Annotated in this window: 12 protein-coding genes; 6 read left to right on the forward strand and 6 right to left on the reverse strand. The window is 67.8% G+C overall.

The genetic code is table 11. The annotated features are described in order from the left end of the window. The first annotated feature begins 15 nt into the window (after positions 1–15). On the forward strand, positions 16–1,227 hold the full coding sequence (locus tag DV704_RS02190; RefSeq protein ID WP_233498208.1) for an MFS transporter: 1,212 nt from the start codon (positions 16–18) through the stop codon (positions 1,225–1,227). 4 nt (positions 1,228–1,231) lie between these two features. Further along, positions 1,232–3,448: a DEAD/DEAH box helicase gene (locus DV704_RS02195; protein WP_114797902.1), complete on the forward strand. Its 2,217-nt coding sequence runs from the start codon at positions 1,232–1,234 to the stop codon at positions 3,446–3,448. Here the strand turns inward: DV704_RS02195 and DV704_RS02200 are convergent. The 3 genes from DV704_RS02200 to pheS are packed head-to-tail and all read right to left on the reverse strand — an operon-like array spanning position 3,445 to position 7,402. Then, the gene (locus tag DV704_RS02200; protein ID WP_114797903.1) at positions 3,445–3,933 is read right to left on the reverse strand and encodes a hypothetical protein; all 489 of its coding nucleotides are present in this window, start codon (positions 3,931–3,933) and stop codon (positions 3,445–3,447) included. The genes DV704_RS02195 and DV704_RS02200 overlap by 4 nt on opposite strands. A gap of 46 nt (positions 3,934–3,979) precedes the next feature. Then, on the reverse strand, positions 3,980–6,334 hold the full coding sequence (pheT, locus tag DV704_RS02205) for a phenylalanine--tRNA ligase subunit beta (RefSeq protein ID WP_114797904.1): 2,355 nt from the start codon (positions 6,332–6,334) through the stop codon (positions 3,980–3,982). Between the two features lie 3 nt (positions 6,335–6,337). Continuing rightward, a complete protein-coding gene (pheS, locus tag DV704_RS02210; RefSeq protein ID WP_114797905.1) occupies positions 6,338–7,402 on the reverse strand; it encodes a phenylalanine--tRNA ligase subunit alpha in 1,065 nt (354 codons plus the stop codon). A 155-nt stretch (positions 7,403–7,557) separates the two neighbouring features. On the opposite strand from pheS, the gene DV704_RS02215 reads away from it, so the two are divergent. Continuing rightward, a complete protein-coding gene (locus tag DV704_RS02215; protein WP_114797906.1) occupies positions 7,558–7,941 on the forward strand; it encodes a metallopeptidase family protein in 384 nt (127 codons plus the stop codon). Here the strand turns inward: DV704_RS02215 and pgk are convergent. From pgk to DV704_RS02230, 3 genes are all read right to left on the reverse strand, one after another. Further along, positions 7,938–9,125: a phosphoglycerate kinase gene (gene pgk, locus DV704_RS02220; protein WP_114797907.1), complete on the reverse strand. Its 1,188-nt coding sequence runs from the start codon at positions 9,123–9,125 to the stop codon at positions 7,938–7,940. The two genes, DV704_RS02215 and pgk, sit on opposite strands and share 4 nt — an antisense overlap. Positions 9,126–9,134: 9 nt before the next feature. Continuing rightward, entirely contained in the window at positions 9,135–10,127 is a 993-nt protein-coding gene (gap, locus tag DV704_RS02225) for a type I glyceraldehyde-3-phosphate dehydrogenase (protein WP_114797908.1), read from the reverse strand. A gap of 125 nt (positions 10,128–10,252) precedes the next feature. Beyond that, positions 10,253–11,401: an A24 family peptidase gene (locus tag DV704_RS02230; protein ID WP_114798016.1), complete on the reverse strand. Its 1,149-nt coding sequence runs from the start codon at positions 11,399–11,401 to the stop codon at positions 10,253–10,255. 49 nt (positions 11,402–11,450) lie between these two features. Between DV704_RS02230 and pgeF the strand changes: the two genes are divergently transcribed. From pgeF to DV704_RS02245, 3 genes are read left to right on the forward strand one after another with little or no spacing between them, the layout of a single operon-like run. Continuing rightward, positions 11,451–12,173, forward strand: coding sequence for a peptidoglycan editing factor PgeF (gene pgeF, locus DV704_RS02235; RefSeq protein ID WP_233498209.1), 723 nt, complete (start codon positions 11,451–11,453; stop codon positions 12,171–12,173). Positions 12,174–12,197: 24 nt separating this feature from the next. Next, positions 12,198–12,731 (forward strand): YqeG family HAD IIIA-type phosphatase, encoded by a 534-nt coding sequence (locus DV704_RS02240; protein WP_114797909.1) that lies wholly within the window; start codon positions 12,198–12,200, stop codon positions 12,729–12,731. Positions 12,732–12,767: 36 nt separating this feature from the next. Beyond that, on the forward strand, positions 12,768–15,422 hold the full coding sequence (locus DV704_RS02245) for an ATPase, T2SS/T4P/T4SS family (protein WP_114797910.1): 2,655 nt from the start codon (positions 12,768–12,770) through the stop codon (positions 15,420–15,422). Positions 15,423–15,427: the final 5 nt, after the last annotated feature.

Consider the following 15,427-nt stretch of genomic DNA (forward strand, 5'->3'; position numbering starts at 1 on the left):
CGTATACTGCCTTTCGTGTCCGCGCCTATTCCCCCCCTGGTGCGTAAAAACACCTTGTTGCTGTCCATCACCCAGGCCATCAACGGGGCGGGAATGCAGCTCGTGCCCACCCTGGGCGCCCTCCAGGTGGTGATGCTGCTGGGCAACAGCACTTTTGCCGGTCTGACCACCAGCCTGATGGGGCTGGCCAGGGTTTTGACCGCCCATGCTGTGGGGCAGCTCTCGGACCGCTGGGGGCGCAAGGTGGGGCTATACCTGGGGCTTTGGCTGGCCCTGGCAGGCTCTTTGCTGGTAGGCCTGGCGACCTTGTGGGCGGCCTTTGCCCTCTTCGTCCTGGGGGTGTTGGTCTTTGGGGCTGGGGTGGGGGCAGTCCAGCAGATGCGGGTGGCGGCGGCGGACATGTACCCCCAGAGCCGGCGGGGTGAGGGGCTGAGCCTGGTGGCGATGGGCTCGCTTTTGGGGGCGGGGCTGGCCCCTTTGGTGGTAGCGCTGGCAGAAGAGCTTGGCAAGCGTCTTTCGCTGAACGAGATTGCCCTGGCCTGGCTTTTGCTGCCCCTGCTTTGGTTGCCGGGCTTCGGCCTGGTGTGGGGCATCCGGCCCGACCCCAGGCAGATAGCGCTGGCGCTCGAGCGCTACTACCCCCCGGAGGCTTTGAAGGACGGGGCTTCGCTGCCGGAGCCCAGGCGGGCGGGCTCGAGCTGGGCGGCTATCCTCACCGCGGCAGCCGCCCAGGGGCAGATGGTCATGATGATGGCCATGACCGCCCTGGCCCTGAAGGCCATGGAGTGCAGCCTCTCGCAGATATCCCTCTCGGTGGCCCTCCACGTGATGGGCATGTTCGCTTTCTCCTGGCCTATTGGCCGCCTTTCCGACCGCCTGGGCCGCCAGCCGGTTATGGCTGCGGGCCTGGGGACAGCGGCCCTGGGGGCCCTTCTGGTGGGCTTGGGCACCAGCTATGGGGAGGTTACCCTGGGCACTTTTCTGGTGGGGCTGGGCTGGTCGGGGGCCTTTCTGGCCGCCAATGCCCTCCTCGCCGACCTCACCCCGCCCGGCGGGCGGGGCCAGGCGGTGGGGGTGCTGGAGTTCTGGTCCAGCCTGGCCGGGGTGCTCTTGCCCCTGCTGGGGGGGGTTTTGCTGGAGGGCCTGGGCATGCGGGCCCTGGGTTACTTTGGCGCCCTTTTGGTGCTGCTGCCCCTCCTTTTGCTTTTTAGGAAGGCTGAGGTTTGAGACCATGCTGCCTTCGGCCCTATCCCCCTACACCTCCTATGCCGAGTGGCTGTGCGCGCTGGAGGGCTATAGCGGGCAGTTGCGCTACATGAGGCTCCTGCCTCCCCGCCCGCCCCAAAAGGTGGCCTACCGGGGTCCTTTTGCCGGGGTGTTGCAGGTGCTGGGCCTGGAACCCTATGCCTATCAGGCCGAGGCCTTTGGCCTTTTGGAGCAGGGGGCCCATGTGGTGATTTCGGCCAGCACCGCCTCAGGCAAAAGCCTGGTCTTCCAGGTGCCGGTCCTCGAGGCCTTGCTGGAAGAGGAGACTGCCCTGCTGGTCTACCCCACCAAGGCCCTGGCCCACGACCAACTGGCCCGGCTGCGGAGGATGGGGGAGGCCCTGGGCCAGGCAGACCGCATCTACCCCTACGACGGGGACACCCCCGGGCGCGAGCGCAGGAAGGCTAGGGAGAAGGGGCTGGCCCTTCTCACCAACCCCGACATGCTGCACTTCGGCCTCCTGCCCCGCCACGCCGAGTGGGCCTCCTTCCTGGCCCGCTTGCGCTACATCGTGCTGGACGAGCTACACGCCTACCGCGGGGTGTTCGGCAGCCACACCGCCCTTATTCTGCGGCGGCTTTTGCGCCTGGCCTGGCACTACGGGGCCCGCCCCCAGGCGATTGCGGCCAGCGCTACCATCGCCAATCCAGCCGAGCACGCCCACAGCCTGACCGGCCTCACCTTCCACGCTGTCGGTGCGCAGATGGCTCGAGCCGAGCGGGAGTTCGGCCTTTGGGTGCCCAAGGCCCTCGATAAAGAGGGGAAGGTTCGGCGCAGCGCCAACCTCGAGGCCGCCCTCCTGGCCCGCCACGCTGCGGCCCAGGGCCTGCGCTTTCTTGTCTTCACCAACGCCCGCCGCACGGCTGAGCTGGTGGCCCGCTACGCTGCAGACGAGCGGGTCAAGCCCTACCGCGCGGGCTACACCGCCGCCGAGCGGCGCAGGCTGGAGCGGGCCCTGCAGGAGGGCAGCCTTCGGGTGCTGGTGAGCACCAGTGCCTTGGAGCTCGGGGTGGACATAGGGGGGCTGGATGGGGTGATCTTGCTGGGCTACCCGGGTTCGGTGAGCGCCTTCTGGCAGCGGGCCGGGCGGGCCGGGCGGGGGGATGAGCGTGCACTGGTGCTTTGGATTCCGCGGGAGGACCCGCTGGATGCCTTCTTCGAAGCCCACCCCGAGCTGCTTCTGGAAAGCCCCCCCGAGGCCGCCGTGGCCGACCCCGCGAACCGGGTGCTCTACCCCCTGCACGCCCACTGCGCCGCGCGGGAGCTGCCGATTGAGCCCAGTTCGCCCGACCCCCTGTACCACCCTGGGTTGCCCATCCTGCCGCCCCTCATCAGGAAGGGGGAGCGCCTCTACTCGCCCAGTCGCGACCCCCACCGGGCGCTGGTTTTGCGGGGGTTGGGGCGGAACTTCACGCTGCGGGACGGGAGTGGGCGGGTGCTGGGCAGCTTGGACGAGCGGCAGGCCTACTGGGAGGCCCACCCCGGGGCGGTCTATTTGCACCAGGGGGAGAGCTACCTGGTGCGCAATCTGGACCTGGAGAAGCGCGAAGTGGTGCTGCTGCCGGGCCTGGAGGACTACTACACCGAGCCCAGGGCCCAGACCGAGATCGAGGTCCTGGAAGGGGAGGAGGTCCAGCCCGGGGTCTGGGTGGGGGCGGTGCGGCTCAGGGAGTGGGTCACAGGCTACGTGAAGAAGCGCTACATCAGCGAGGCGGTGCTGGAGGAGGTGCCCCTGGCCATGCCCGAGCTGTGCTTCGAGACCGAGGCGGTCTGGTTCCATCCCTGCAGCTCTTTGCAGGCCCAGTTGCCCGGCGGACTGCACGCCCTCGAGCACACCCTGATCGGCCTGCTGCCCCTTTTCGTGCTGGCCGAGCGGCAGGATGTGGGCGGGGTCTCCTATCCCTTCTACCCCCGCCCCCTGCCTTCCGAAGGGGGGGCCACGGTCTTCATCTACGACGGCTACCCCGGGGGGGTGGGCTACGCCCGTGCGGCGGCCCGACAGTTTCCTCGCTGGGTGAAGGCCGCCCATGACCTGCTCAGGACCTGCCCTTGCGAGGCGGGCTGTCCTCGCTGCATCCTTTCGCCCAAGTGCGGCAACGGCAACCAGCACCTCGACAAACAGGCAGCCCTGTGGTTGGCCGAGGAGCTCTGCCGCCGCTATCCGGTGGGCCCTGCCCACTAGCGGGGGTGGTGCACGTGGGGCAGCAGCAGGCTGCGCGGCAGGGGGTGGCTCGAGGCCCAGTTGAACAGCGGGCGGGCAAAGGGGCTGCTCACGATGCCCTCCTTGACCGCCACCGGGATGCGCTCCGAGGGGTAGCGCAGGGCCCCCGTAGAGGCCACGTACTCGCTGGGGAAGCTGAGCCAGATGGTAAAGGCCAGGAACAACCCCCAGACCAAGCCCCCTGCCCCGCCCACCAGCCCCTCCAGCAGGGGCGAGAGAGGGGGGAGGGGGAGGAACCGGGCCAGGTAGGCCGCGCCCAGCCCCAGCAGCAGGGCCAAAAGGGGAAGGCCCCAGGCAGGCAGGAGGCCCCCCAGGAGAAGGGCCGCGGCGGCGTAGAGCAGCAGGGCGAGCCCAAAGGCCAGGGCGAACTGGGCCCCCCGGCGTATGCCAAAGGCTAGGGCAGCCGAGAGGACTAGAAGGGCCATCAGGTCGAGCCAGCTCAGCATTAAGGGCAGTATACCGGGCGGTTTTGCTTCTGGCAGGGCGTTTGACCTAGCGGCGGATGGCGTAGCCCCGGCTTTCCACCGCGGCGATGATTTGCTGCATGAAGGCCTCGGTCTCGAGGTCGGTGAGGGTGCGCTCCGGGTGACGGAAGACCAGGTGGAAGGCCAGGCTCTTCTGCCCGGCCTCCAGGGGCCGGCCCCGGTAGAGGTCGAAGACCTCGAGCCGCTCCAGATACTCCCCCGCGTGGGCCCGGATGAGGCGCTCGACCTCGGCGTAGGGGACCTCCTCGGGCACCACCACCGCCAGGTCGCGCAGGCTGGCGGGGAAGCGGGCCATGTCGCGGAAGCCCCCGGGCCCCTTGGGCAGGGGCAGGGCCAGCTCGAACAGGAAAACCCCCAGGGGCAGCTCCACCGCCTCAGCAATTGCGGGGTGCAGGGCCCCCATCTGCCCCACGCGCACCCCGTTCCAGTAGACCCCGCCGCTGATTCCGGGGTGCAGGTGGGGGGCGGTCTCCCTTTCCACCCGCACCCCGCTGCCCAGGTTGCGCGCCGCCGTTTCCAAAAGGCCTTTCAGGGCGAAGAAGCTGCCCTCCAGTCCTCGCTGCCAGAGGCCCGGCACCGCCTCGCCCCAAAGGAGGCCGGCGAGGTGGAGGGTTTCGGTTTGCTGGAAGACCCGGCCCACCTCGAAGAGCAGGAAGGGCCCCACCTCGCCCTGGGCCAGGGCGTGCTGTAGGTTTTTCAGTAGCCCCGGGTAGAGCATGGTGCGCAAAGCGGTGCGTTCGGGGGTCTGGGGGTTTTGCATGTAGACGGTGGGGGCAGGCGCCCTGTAGAGGGCGCACTCCTCGGGGGAGGACCAGGCGTAGTTGATGACCTCCTGGAAGCCGAGACCGGCCAGCACCGCCTTGAGCCGCTCGGTGGCCTCGTAGGGTTCGTCCACCCCCAGGTTGTCGGGGTGGGGGAAAAAGCTCGGCAGGCTGGTGGGAATCTTGTCGTAGCCCACGATGCGGGCCACCTCCTCCACCAGATCTTCCTCGATGCGCAAGTCCACCCGGTGGCTGGGGGGGGTGACCCGGTAGACCCCTTCTGCTTCCCCCGCTTCGACGCGGCAGCCCAGGCGGGCCAGCACCCCAAGCTGCTCTGCCTCGGGGTAATCCATGCCCACCAGCCGGTTGGTGTAGGCGGGCCGGAAGGCGATGGGCTCTGGGGGCTGGGTGTGGTCCAGGTCGAGCCGGGCCTGGGCCACCTCTACCCCCTCACCCCCCCAGGCCTGCAGCAGCTCGAAGAAACGGTCGGCGGCCCGGTGCACGCCTTCCGGGTCCACCCCCCGCTCGAAGCGGTAGGAGGCCTCGGTCCTGAGGCCGTGCCGCCGGGCTGTGCGGCGAATCGTCACCGGGTCGAAGTGGGCCACCTCCAGCGCCACCGCGGTGGTGGTGGCGCGAATCTCGTCCTCGGCCCCCCCCATCACCCCTGCGAGGCCGGCGGGCCGGGTCTCCTCGCCTGTTTTTACGGCGATGAGCAGGTCGCCTGCCCCCAGGGTGCGCTCCACCCCGTCCAGGGTGACGAGCCGTTCCCCAGGCCGGGCGAAACGCACCCAAAGCCCCTCCCCCACGAAGGCCGCGTCGTAGGCGTGCATGGGGTTGCCCAGCTCGAGCATGGCGTAGTTGGTGGCGTCCACCACGTTGGAGATGGGGCGCATCCCCGCGGCAAAGAGGCGGCGCTGGACCTGGAGGGGGCTGGGTCCTATGCGGATGCCCCGGGCATAGGAGAGGGTGAAGCGGTCGCAGGCCCGGGGCTCCTCGATCGTGAGCCCGAAGGGCAGGGGGAGGGGGGTGGTCTTGGGCTGGGGGCGGGGCTCGATGAGGTGGAACCCCAGCGTAGCCAGGTCGCGGGCCACCCCATAGACCGAGAGCCAGTCCGGGCGGTTGGGGGTGATCTCCACCTCGATTACCTCGTCGGGGCCGAAGACCTCGGCCAGGGGGGTGCCGGGGGGCAGGGCCTCGGGTGGGAACTCCAGGAGCCCCCCTCCGTACTCGCCCAGCCCCAGCTCGCGGGCTGAGAGGACCATGCCGTAGGACTCCACCCCGGCCACCCGGCGCACCCCAACGCTGCCCTCCGGCAGCACGGCCCCCGGCAGGGCCAGGGCCACCCCCATGCCGGGCTGGGCGTTGGGATCACCGGAGACCACCTGCACCTCCTGCCCGGCGTCCAGCACGAGCCGGCGCACCTCCCGGCCCTCCAGCGGCTCCACGGCCAGCACCCGGGCGAAGACCACCTGGCGGTGGGGCACGGCCAGGGGCATGATGCGCTCGACCTCGAGGCCCAGCCCGGCCAGGAGCACCTCCAGGCGCTCGGGGCCCGGGGCTTCAGGCAGGAACTCCTTGAGCCAGCTATAGACAATCCTCACCGCTTACCCCCTGAACTGCCGTAGGAAGCTTAGCCGGTTTTGGTAGAAGTAGCGGATGTCGGGGATGCCGTAGCGCAGAATGGCCAGCCGCTCGACCCCCATGCCAAAGGCCCAGCCGGTCATTCCCTCGTAGACCCTGGGCAGCCCCCGCTCTTCTCGGTAGTCGTCGACCGCGCGGAAAAGATAGGGGTGCACCATGCCGGCCCCGCCCAGCTCGAGCCACTTCCCCCGCTCGGGCCACCACATGGCGAACTGTACCCCAGGCTCCACAAAGGGGAAGAAGGTGGGCTGGAAACGGGCCTTGCCCTCCTTGCCGAAAAGCCCCCGGGCCAGCTCCTCGATGGCCCCCTTGAGGTCGGCCATGGTGATGCCCTGGCCCACCACCAGCCCTTCTAGCTGGTGGAACATGGCCTCGTGGGAGGCGTCGGTCTCCTCGTAGCGGAAGACCCGGCCCGGCACCACGATGCGGAAGGGCGGGGTGTGGGCAATCATGTAGCGAATCTGCATTCCCGAGGTGTGGGTGCGCAGCACCGCGCCCCCCCGGTGGTTGACGCTTTCCCCGAAGGGCCCTTGGATGGTGAAGGGCGTGGGGCCCCTGAACTCCACCCAGAAGGTGTCCTGCATGTCTCGCGCGGGGTGCCACTCAGGCATGTTGAGGGCATCGAAGTTGAAGTACTCGCTCTCCACCTCGGGGCCCTCCACCACGCTGAAGCCCAGGCGGCGGAAAATCCGCAGAAGCTCCCCCAGGATCAGGCTGGTGAGGTGCAGCCCACCCGAGGGAAAGGCGTAGCCGGGCAGGGTCACGTCCACCGACTCGCGCGAGAGCCGTTCCTCCAGCGCCCTTGCCCTAAGCGCGGCCTCGCGCTCCTCCAGGGCCTTCTCGATGGTTCCCTTCCACTCGTTGAGCACCCGCCCCCGCTCCCGCCTTTCCTCCAGGGGAAGCTGGCCCAGGGTCTTCATGGCCTGGGTAAGCAGGCCGTTGCGCCCCAGGTAGCGGACCTTTACCCCCTGCAGGGCCTCGAGGTTTTCTGCTTTCTCAATCTCTTCCAGCGCCGCGCTCAGCTCCATCTGGCCTCCATCAAGGCTTGGGGCGGCCAAGAGGCCGCCCGCGAGAGAGGAACCCTCCCCCGCGGGCTACCCAAAAAACCACCCCCTGGCCATGGCCCCAAGTCTAAGCGACGGCTCCCTCAGAACACAAGCGGTGGCTCTGCCAGAATAGACCCATGACCTACGAGACCTTCGTCGAGACCGCTGAGCGCCTTTGGGCCGAGATTCCGGACGAGTTCAAGCGGGGACTGCAGGGGCTTCACATCCTGGAGGCAGCCAAACCCGACCCCGAGGCGCCCGAGCTGCTGCGCCTGGGCGAGTACCACGACCCGGGCTTCCCCTCGGTGCTGGGGGGGTTTGAGGGCATCGGGCGGCACATCGCCCTCTTCTACGGCTCGTTTGCCGCCCTTGCGGCCGAGGACCCCGGGTTCGACTGGGAGGGGGAGATCTGGGAGACCCTGCTGCACGAACTCAGGCACCACCTGGAGTCGCTGGCCTGGCGCGACGACCTGGTACAGGAGGACCTGGAGGCCCTGCGCCGCTACCGGGAAGGGCGTTAGCTATTCAAGGCCTCGATGCCGGGCAGGGTGCCGAGCTCCAGTAGTTCCAGGCTGGCCCCCCCGCCAGTGGAGACATGGCTGAACTTATCGGCCATGCCTAGCTTGTTGGCCGCGGCCACCGAGTCGCCCCCGCCAATCACGGTGAAGGCCCCCTCCAGCCGGGCGATGGCCTCGCCCACGGCCAGGGTGCCCTGGGCGAAGTCGTCCATCTCAAAGACCCCCATGGGCCCGTTCCAGAGCACGGTTTTAGCCCCTTGGAGGGCTTCGGCGAAGGCTTTTGCGCTCTCAGGGCCAATATCGAGGCCCATCCAGCCCTCTTCAATGGCGTTGGCCGGCATGATGCGGGTGGGGGTTCCGGCCTCTATCTTTTGGGCGGCCACCACGTCCACCGGAAGAAGGAGCCGCACCCCCATCTCGCCGGCCCGCCGCATCAGGTCGCGGGCCAGCTCGAGCCGGTCGTCCTCCACCAGGCTCTTGCCCACCTGGCCGCCCTGGGCCTTGATGAAGGTGAAGGCCATGGCGCCCCCGATGATCATTCCCGTCACCCTGGGCAGCAGGTTCTCAATCACCCCGATCTTGTCGGAGACCTTGGCCCCCCCCAGCACCACCCAGTAGGGCTTCTCGGGGTTGTGGAGCACCCTGCCCAGGCTTTCGACCTCTTTTTCCATCAAGAAGCCCGCGTAGCTCGGCAAAATCCGGGCCACCCCAGTGACCGAGGCGTGGGCCCGGTGGGCCGAACCGAAGGCATCGAGCACGAAGACCTGGCCCAGCCGGGCGTATTTTTGCGCGAGCTGGGGGTCGTTCTTCTCCTCGCCTGCCTCAAAGCGCACGTTGTCCAGCAGTATTACCGACCCCGGCGGGGCTGCCTCCACCCGTTCCAGCGTGGCCTCGCTGGCTGGGGTGAGCTCGGGTGTGCCCCCGATGAAGGTCACCGGCCGGCCCAGGTGCTTTTCCAGCACCGGGGCCACCGGGGCCAGGCTCTGGGCGGGGTCGAAGCCCTTGGGCCGGCCCAGGTGGGAGAAGAGCACCAGGGTGGCCCCCTGCTCCAAGAGGTGCTTCAGGGTGGGCACCGCCGCTGCAATGCGGGTCTCGTCCTGGACCGCCCCGTCCTTGAGGGGCACGTTGAAGTCCACCCGCACCAGCACCCGCTGGCCGCTGGCGTTCAGCTCGTTGAGGGTGCGCATGGGGGCCTCCTAGAGCCGCTTGCCGATGTACTCTGTCAGGTCGGCCACCCGGCAGCTATAGCCCCACTCGTTGTCGTACCAGGCCACCACCTTGACCAGGTTGCCCACCACCAGGGTATCCAGGGCGCTGAAGATGGAGGAGTGGGGGTCGCCTTTTAGGTCAATCGAGACCAGGGGTTCCTCGGTGTAGGCCAGGATGCCCTTGAGGGGTCCCTCGGCGGCGGCCTTCATGGCCGCATTGACCTCTTCTTTGGTCACCTCGCGGCCCAGCACGGCAGTGAAGTCCACCACCGAGACGGTGCTGGTGGGCACGCGGAAGGCCATCCCGCCGAACTTGCCCTTGAGCTCGGGGATGACCAGCCCCACCGCCTTGGCCGCCCCGGTCTCGCTGGGCACGATGTTGAGGGCAGCCGCGCGGGCGTCGCGGGGGTCATCCTTCACGGCGTCCACCAGGCTCTGGCTGGCGGTGTAGGCGTGAACCGTGGTGAGGAGCCCCTTCTCGATGCCAAAGTTGTCGTTCAAAACCTTGGCTACCGGGGCTAGGCCGTTGGTGGTGCAGCTCGCATTGGAGACCACGTGGTGCTTGGCGGGGTCATACATGTGCTCGTTGACCCCCATCACCACGGTGAGCATATCGCCCTTGCCGGGGGCGCTGATGATGACCTTTTTGGCACCGGCCTGAAGGTGGGCCTCGGCGGCCTCGAGCTTGGTGAAGCGGCCGGTGGACTCAATCACGATGTCGACCCCAATCTCACCCCAGGGCAGCTTGGCTGGGTCTTTTTCCTCGTAGACCCGGATGCGCTTGCCGTTGACGGTGATGCTTTCCTCGTCGTAGCTCACCGTGCCGGGGAAGCGGCCGTAGTTGGAATCGTACTTGAATAGGTGGGCCAGGATGGCGTTGTCGGAAAGGTCGTTGATGCCCACCACCTCCACCCCGCGCTCCAAGAGGATGCGGAACACCTGACGACCAATCCGCCCGAAACCGTTGATGGCTACACGCATACTTCCTCCCAGAGGCAACGCCGAGGCGGCCTCGAGCGTTCCCCTGCCCAATATACCGCCTGATGAAAAAAAGCCCATAACCAGCGCTTAAGAGGAGGGGAGTTCTTGTGAATAAATACACAGCCCTAGCCGAGCCCCAGGTAGGCCAGGTACCAGCGCAGCAGGGCCTCGCCGTAGAAGAAGGCCACCACCCCACCCACCGCCAGGTAGGGGCCGAAGGGGATTTGCTGGCCACCTCTGCCAAACCGCTGGGCCAGCAGCCCCAGGACCGCCCCGGCTAGCACCGCAATCAGGAGGGCCACCAGGAACTGGGCGAAGCCCAGCCAGACCCCTAAAAACCCGGCCAGCACCACGTCTCCGTAGCCCATCACGCTCACGTAGCCGCTTTCCTCCGTGTTGTCGGCCTCTACCTTGTCGGAGGGGTTTCGAATCCACCAGTAGAGCATGCCGGCCAGGGCCAGCCCCCCAGCCGAGAGGAGCATGCCCCTCAGGCTCTCCAGAGGAGAGGCCTGCAGCAGCAGGGCGGCCAGCGGGGCCAGGGCCGCCAGGCCCAGCGTGAGCCCGTCGGGCAGGGCCAGGACCCGGGCGGTGCGGGCGTTGAGGGCGGCGTTCAGGAAGCCCAGCAGGAGCCCCAGGCTGCCCCAGTAGACCCCGCCCGCCGTACCCCACATCCCCCCCCAGGCCCCGCCCATGGCGGCTAGATGGACCTGATGCACCCCAAAAGGGCCCTCGCGGGGGCTGTCCTTGAAGCGGTTGTAGATGAGCCCCCCGTACCCGGCCAGAAGGGCCAGCAGCCCGGCCGCCAACAGCCCCCCCTCCAGCGCCTGGGAGAAACCCTGGGGGAAGCCCAGGGCCCAGGCCGCCATGAGCCCCAGGAAGACCCCGGCGAAGTTGAGCGAGTTGGGCAGGGTCTTGGTGTCGATGTCGATGAAGGCCAGGGCGATGAGCAGGGCGATGAAGGCCCACACCAGCAGGACCCCGGCAATCCCTCCTGTGCCCCCCAGCAGGTAGGCGCTGAGGGCGAAGAGAAAGGCGGTGAGGGCCTCCACCAGGGGGTAGCGGGGGGAGATGGGGCCCCGGCAGCGGCGGCAGCGGCCCCTCTGGAGCAGCCAGGAGAGGAGGGGCAGAAGCTCAACGGGGGTGAGGGTGTGGCCGCAGTGGGGGCAGCTCGAGCGGGGCCGGACCACCGAGAGGCCTTTGGGCAGCCGGTAGATCACCACGTTCAGGAATGAGCCGATGAGGCTGCCAAAAAGAAAGGCGTATACCAGCCAGATCCACTCCACCCCGCCATTATTACGCCTCGAGGTGCGGGTAAACTGGGGTGTGCTCAGGAGCCCGTTGCTTGCAGTGCCCCATGGCTTTACCACCCGCACAGGAGGGGTCTCGCCCCCGCCCTTCGATACGCTGAACCTGGGCCTTTCTACCGCCGATGACCCGAAGAACGTTCTGGAGAACCGCCGCCGGGTGCTGGCCCTTTTCGGGGACCCCCCCCAGGCAGGGCTGCGGCAGGTGCACGGCGCCACCGTGCACGCGGTAGAGGCGGCGGGGGAGTGGGAGGGCGATGGCCTTCTGACCCACACCCCCGGGCTTTTGCTGCGGGTGAGCGTGGCCGACTGCTACCCCATTTTGCTGCACGAGCCGGTGCGGGGGGTGGTGGGGGCCTTGCACGCCGGCTGGCGGGGGGTGGTGCAGGGGATTCTGCCGAGAGCGTTGGCGTTGGCCCAGGCGCGCTACGGCGCCGACCCGGCCCAGGTGCGGGTGGCGGTGGGCCCGGGCATCGGGGGGTGCTGCTACCAGGTGGGGCCAGAGGTGGTGGAGGCCTTTGAGCAAGCAGGCCTGCCCTTCTACCGGCCCGATAGCGAACCGGGCCGTTTCCGGCTCGACCTGGAAGCGGCCATTCGCGCCCAGGCCCTCCAGGCCGGGGTGCGAGCAGCCCACTACTGGGCTTTGGGAGCCTGTACCTATACCGATTCCCGCTTTTTCTCCTACCGCCGCGAGCGGAACACCGGTCGTATGTGGGCCGTGATTATGCTGGCCCCTACCTAGGGCGGTTTTAGCTAGACTGTAGGGGTGCTCTGGCCCCGGGCCCGGCTGCAGTCGGTCACCGAGATTACCCCCCTCTGGCTCAGGGAGCGGGGGCTGCGAGGGGTAATTTTGGACCTGGACAACACCCTGGTGCCCTACGGGTTCTACGGCGAGCCCCCGGCCCACCTGGTGGGCTGGCTGGAGGAGCTGAAGGCGGCGGGTATACCCCTGGTGCTGGTGTCGAATGGGAGTCGGGCGCGGGTGGGCTACTGGCGGGAGAAGCTCGGGGTGCTGGGGCTGGGTCCCGCGGGCAAGCCCTGGTGCGGCTTTCGCTCGGCCTTGCGGCGGATGGGGCTTCAGGCTTGTGAGGTGGCGGTGGTGGGCGACCAGCTTTTCACCGACGTGCTGGGGGGTAATCTGGTGGGCGCCTACACTGTTTTGGTCCCGCCCCTTTCTTCCCGGGAGCTGGGCTACACCCGGCTGGTGCGGCGGTTGGAGCGCTTTGTGCTAAGGGTTTTGCTGGCAGAGGAATTTGACCCGGGCAAGACCCGCCAAGGCCCCACAATAAAAAAAGAGTAGGGCGGGGGAAGCCGCGTTTTGAGGAGGATGGGTCGAATGGCAAACGTCCTGACGATAGGCGACAAGCGATTGGGAGCAGCCCTTCTGGAAATGGGCCTGTTGAGCGACGAGGAGCTGCAGCGGGCCCTCGAGCAGCACCGCGAGGTGGGCGGCAACCTCTCCGATGTGATTGTGGAGCTTGGGCTCCTTTCCGAGCGCCGCATCGCCCAGGCCATCGAGGAGGCCTTCGGGATTCCCATGGTGGAGCTGGTGGGCATGGAAATCTCCCCTGAGGCCAAGTCGCTCATCCCGGCTGAGCGGGCCCGCGACCTGGGGGCCATTCCCTTCAGCCTGGAGGGGGGTACCCTGCGGGTGGCCCTCCTCAACCCCCTCGACAACCTGGTGCTGGAAGAGCTGGAGGAGCTTACCAACCAGATCATCGAACCCTACCTGACCACCCCCTCCTCTTTCCGCTACGCCCTGGCCCTGCACTACCCCGAGCTGGGTCTGCCCATTCCCCCGCCGCCCTCGGCGGCCTCGCCCGCCGACATGCAGCTCGGGGAAATTCTGGTGAGCAAGGGCTGGCTGCGCCGGGAGGACCTCGAGGCAGCTTTGGTAGAGCAGGAGAAGACCGGGGAGCTTCTGGGCCGGCTGCTCATCCACAAGTTCGGCCTCCCCGAGGAGCGGCTTTACCAGGCACTGGCCGAGCAGGCGGGGATTGAGTTTAGGGCTGAGCTGGGGGACCTCGAGCTCCAGCCCGAGGTCACCGCCCTGCTGCTTCGTCCCGATGCTTTGCGCTACCAGGCGGTGCCGGTGCGCCAGGAGGGGGCCCAGGTGCTCGTGGTGCTGGCCGACCCCCGCCACCGCCACGCGGTGGCCCAGCTCATCGAAAAGCCCACCCGCTTCGTTCTGACCCTGCCCAAAGTGTGGGAGGGGCTTTTTGCCCGGGCCTATCCGGAAAAAAGCCGGATCGGCGAGGCCCTGGTGCAGGAGGGCAAGATCGACCGCTCGGCCCTGCAAGCAGCCCTCTCGGTGCAACGCCGCATGGGCAAGACCCGCCCTCTGGGCGAGGTGCTGGTGGAGCTCGGCTATGTGACCGCGCAGGATGTGGAGGAGGCGCTGGCCAAGCAGCGCCAGGGCGGAGGGCGGCTCGAGGACACCCTGGTGCAGTCGGGGAAGATCAAGCCCGAGATGCTGGCCAAAAGCCTGGCTGCTCAGCTCGGCTACCCCTACATCGACCCCACCGACTCGCCCCCCGACCCCTCGGTGCTCACCATGGTGCCCGAGGCCACCGTGCGCCGCTACACCATCTTCCCCCACCACCTGGAGGGCAACACCCTGGTGGTTTTGATGAAGGACCCGCGCAACATCCTGGCCATCGACGACCTGCGCATGATTACCAAGCGCGACATCATGCCCGCGGTCTCGGCCGAGGCGGCCATCAACCGGCTCATCGAGCGCTTCTACGGGGGGACCACCGGGGTCGAGGAGCTGGCCCGGGAGTTCGAGGGCAAGAAGAAGGAGGAGGAAACCGATACCAGCGCCCTCGACGACAACGCGGTGGTCAAGCTGGTCAACAGCATCATCCGCGAGGCCTACTTGCAGGATGCCTCGGACATCCACATCGAGCCGCGCCAGTCGGATATCCTGGTGCGCATCCGGGTAGACGGGGCTTTGCGTGAGTACATGCGGCTGCCCAAGGGGGCAGGGCCGGCCATCGCCTCGCGGGTCAAGATCATGGGCAACCTGGACATCGCCGAGCGCCGGCTGCCCCAGGACGGGCGGGTGCGCTACCGCGACCGCTCCATTGACCTCGACCTGCGGCTCTCCACCTTGCCCACGGTATATGGGGAAAAGATCGTGATGCGCCTTCTGCGCAAGGCCGCCGATATTCCCGAGATTGAGCAGCTCGGTTTTGCTCCCGACGTCTTCCAGCGCTTCGAGGACGTTATCTCCAAGCCCTACGGCATCTTCCTCATCACCGGTCCTACCGGCTCGGGCAAGTCCTTCACCACCTTCAGCATCCTGAAGCGCATCGCCACCCCCGATAAAAACACCACCACCATCGAAGACCCGGTGGAGTACGAGATTCCCGGCATCAACCAGACCCAGGTCAACCCGGTGGCCGGCCTGACCTTTGCCAAGGCCCTGCGAAGCTTTTTGCGCCAGGACCCCGACATCATCATGGTGGGGGAGATCCGCGACTCTGAGACGGCCAAAATCGCTACCGAGGCCGCCCTCACCGGTCACTTGGTGATTGCCACCCTGCACACCAACGACGCGGCGGGGGCCGTTACCCGTTTGGACGAGATGGGGGTGGAGCTCTTCAACATCTCCGCTGCCCTCATCGGGGTGCTGGCCCAGCGGTTGGTGCGGCGCATCTGCGAGCACTGCAAGATCGAGGTTGAGCCCGACCCCATGGTGCTGCGCCGGCTGGGCCTGAGCCGGGAGGACCTGCGGGGCAAGACCCTCTACAAGGGCACCGGGTGCGACAAGTGCAGCGGCACGGGGTACAAGGGCCGGGCCGCCATCCACGAGCTGATGGTGCTGGACGACGAGATCCGGCGGGCCATTGTGGAGGGGCAGTCGGCTACCCAGATCAAGGAAATCGCCCGCAGGAACGGGATGAAGACCCTGCGGGAAGACGGCATCCAGAAGGCCTTTTTGGGCATTACCACCCTGGAAGAGGTGATGGCCCGCACCAACGAGTAGGGGTA

This window comes from Meiothermus sp. QL-1 (genome assembly GCF_003351145.1).
Lineage (GTDB): Bacteria > Deinococcota > Deinococci > Deinococcales > Thermaceae > Meiothermus.

What these genes read in the sequence shown, in the direction of transcription:
- pgk (WP_114797907.1), bottom strand. Translation starts at nt 9,125, where the DNA reads ATGCGCACCCTCAACGAGCTGAACGCCAGCGGCCAGCGGGTGCTGGTG.
- DV704_RS02215 (WP_114797906.1), top strand. Translation starts at nt 7,558, where the DNA reads ATGACCTACGAGACCTTCGTCGAGACCGCTGAGCGCCTTTGGGCCGAG.
- DV704_RS02245 (WP_114797910.1), top strand. Translation starts at nt 12,768, where the DNA reads ATGGCAAACGTCCTGACGATAGGCGACAAGCGATTGGGAGCAGCCCTT.
- gap (WP_114797908.1), bottom strand. Translation starts at nt 10,127, where the DNA reads ATGCGTGTAGCCATCAACGGTTTCGGGCGGATTGGTCGTCAGGTGTTC.
- pheS (WP_114797905.1), bottom strand. Translation starts at nt 7,402, where the DNA reads ATGGAGCTGAGCGCGGCGCTGGAAGAGATTGAGAAAGCAGAAAACCTC.
- DV704_RS02200 (WP_114797903.1), bottom strand. Translation starts at nt 3,933, where the DNA reads ATGCTGAGCTGGCTCGACCTGATGGCCCTTCTAGTCCTCTCGGCTGCC.
- DV704_RS02195 (WP_114797902.1), top strand. Translation starts at nt 1,232, where the DNA reads ATGCTGCCTTCGGCCCTATCCCCCTACACCTCCTATGCCGAGTGGCTG.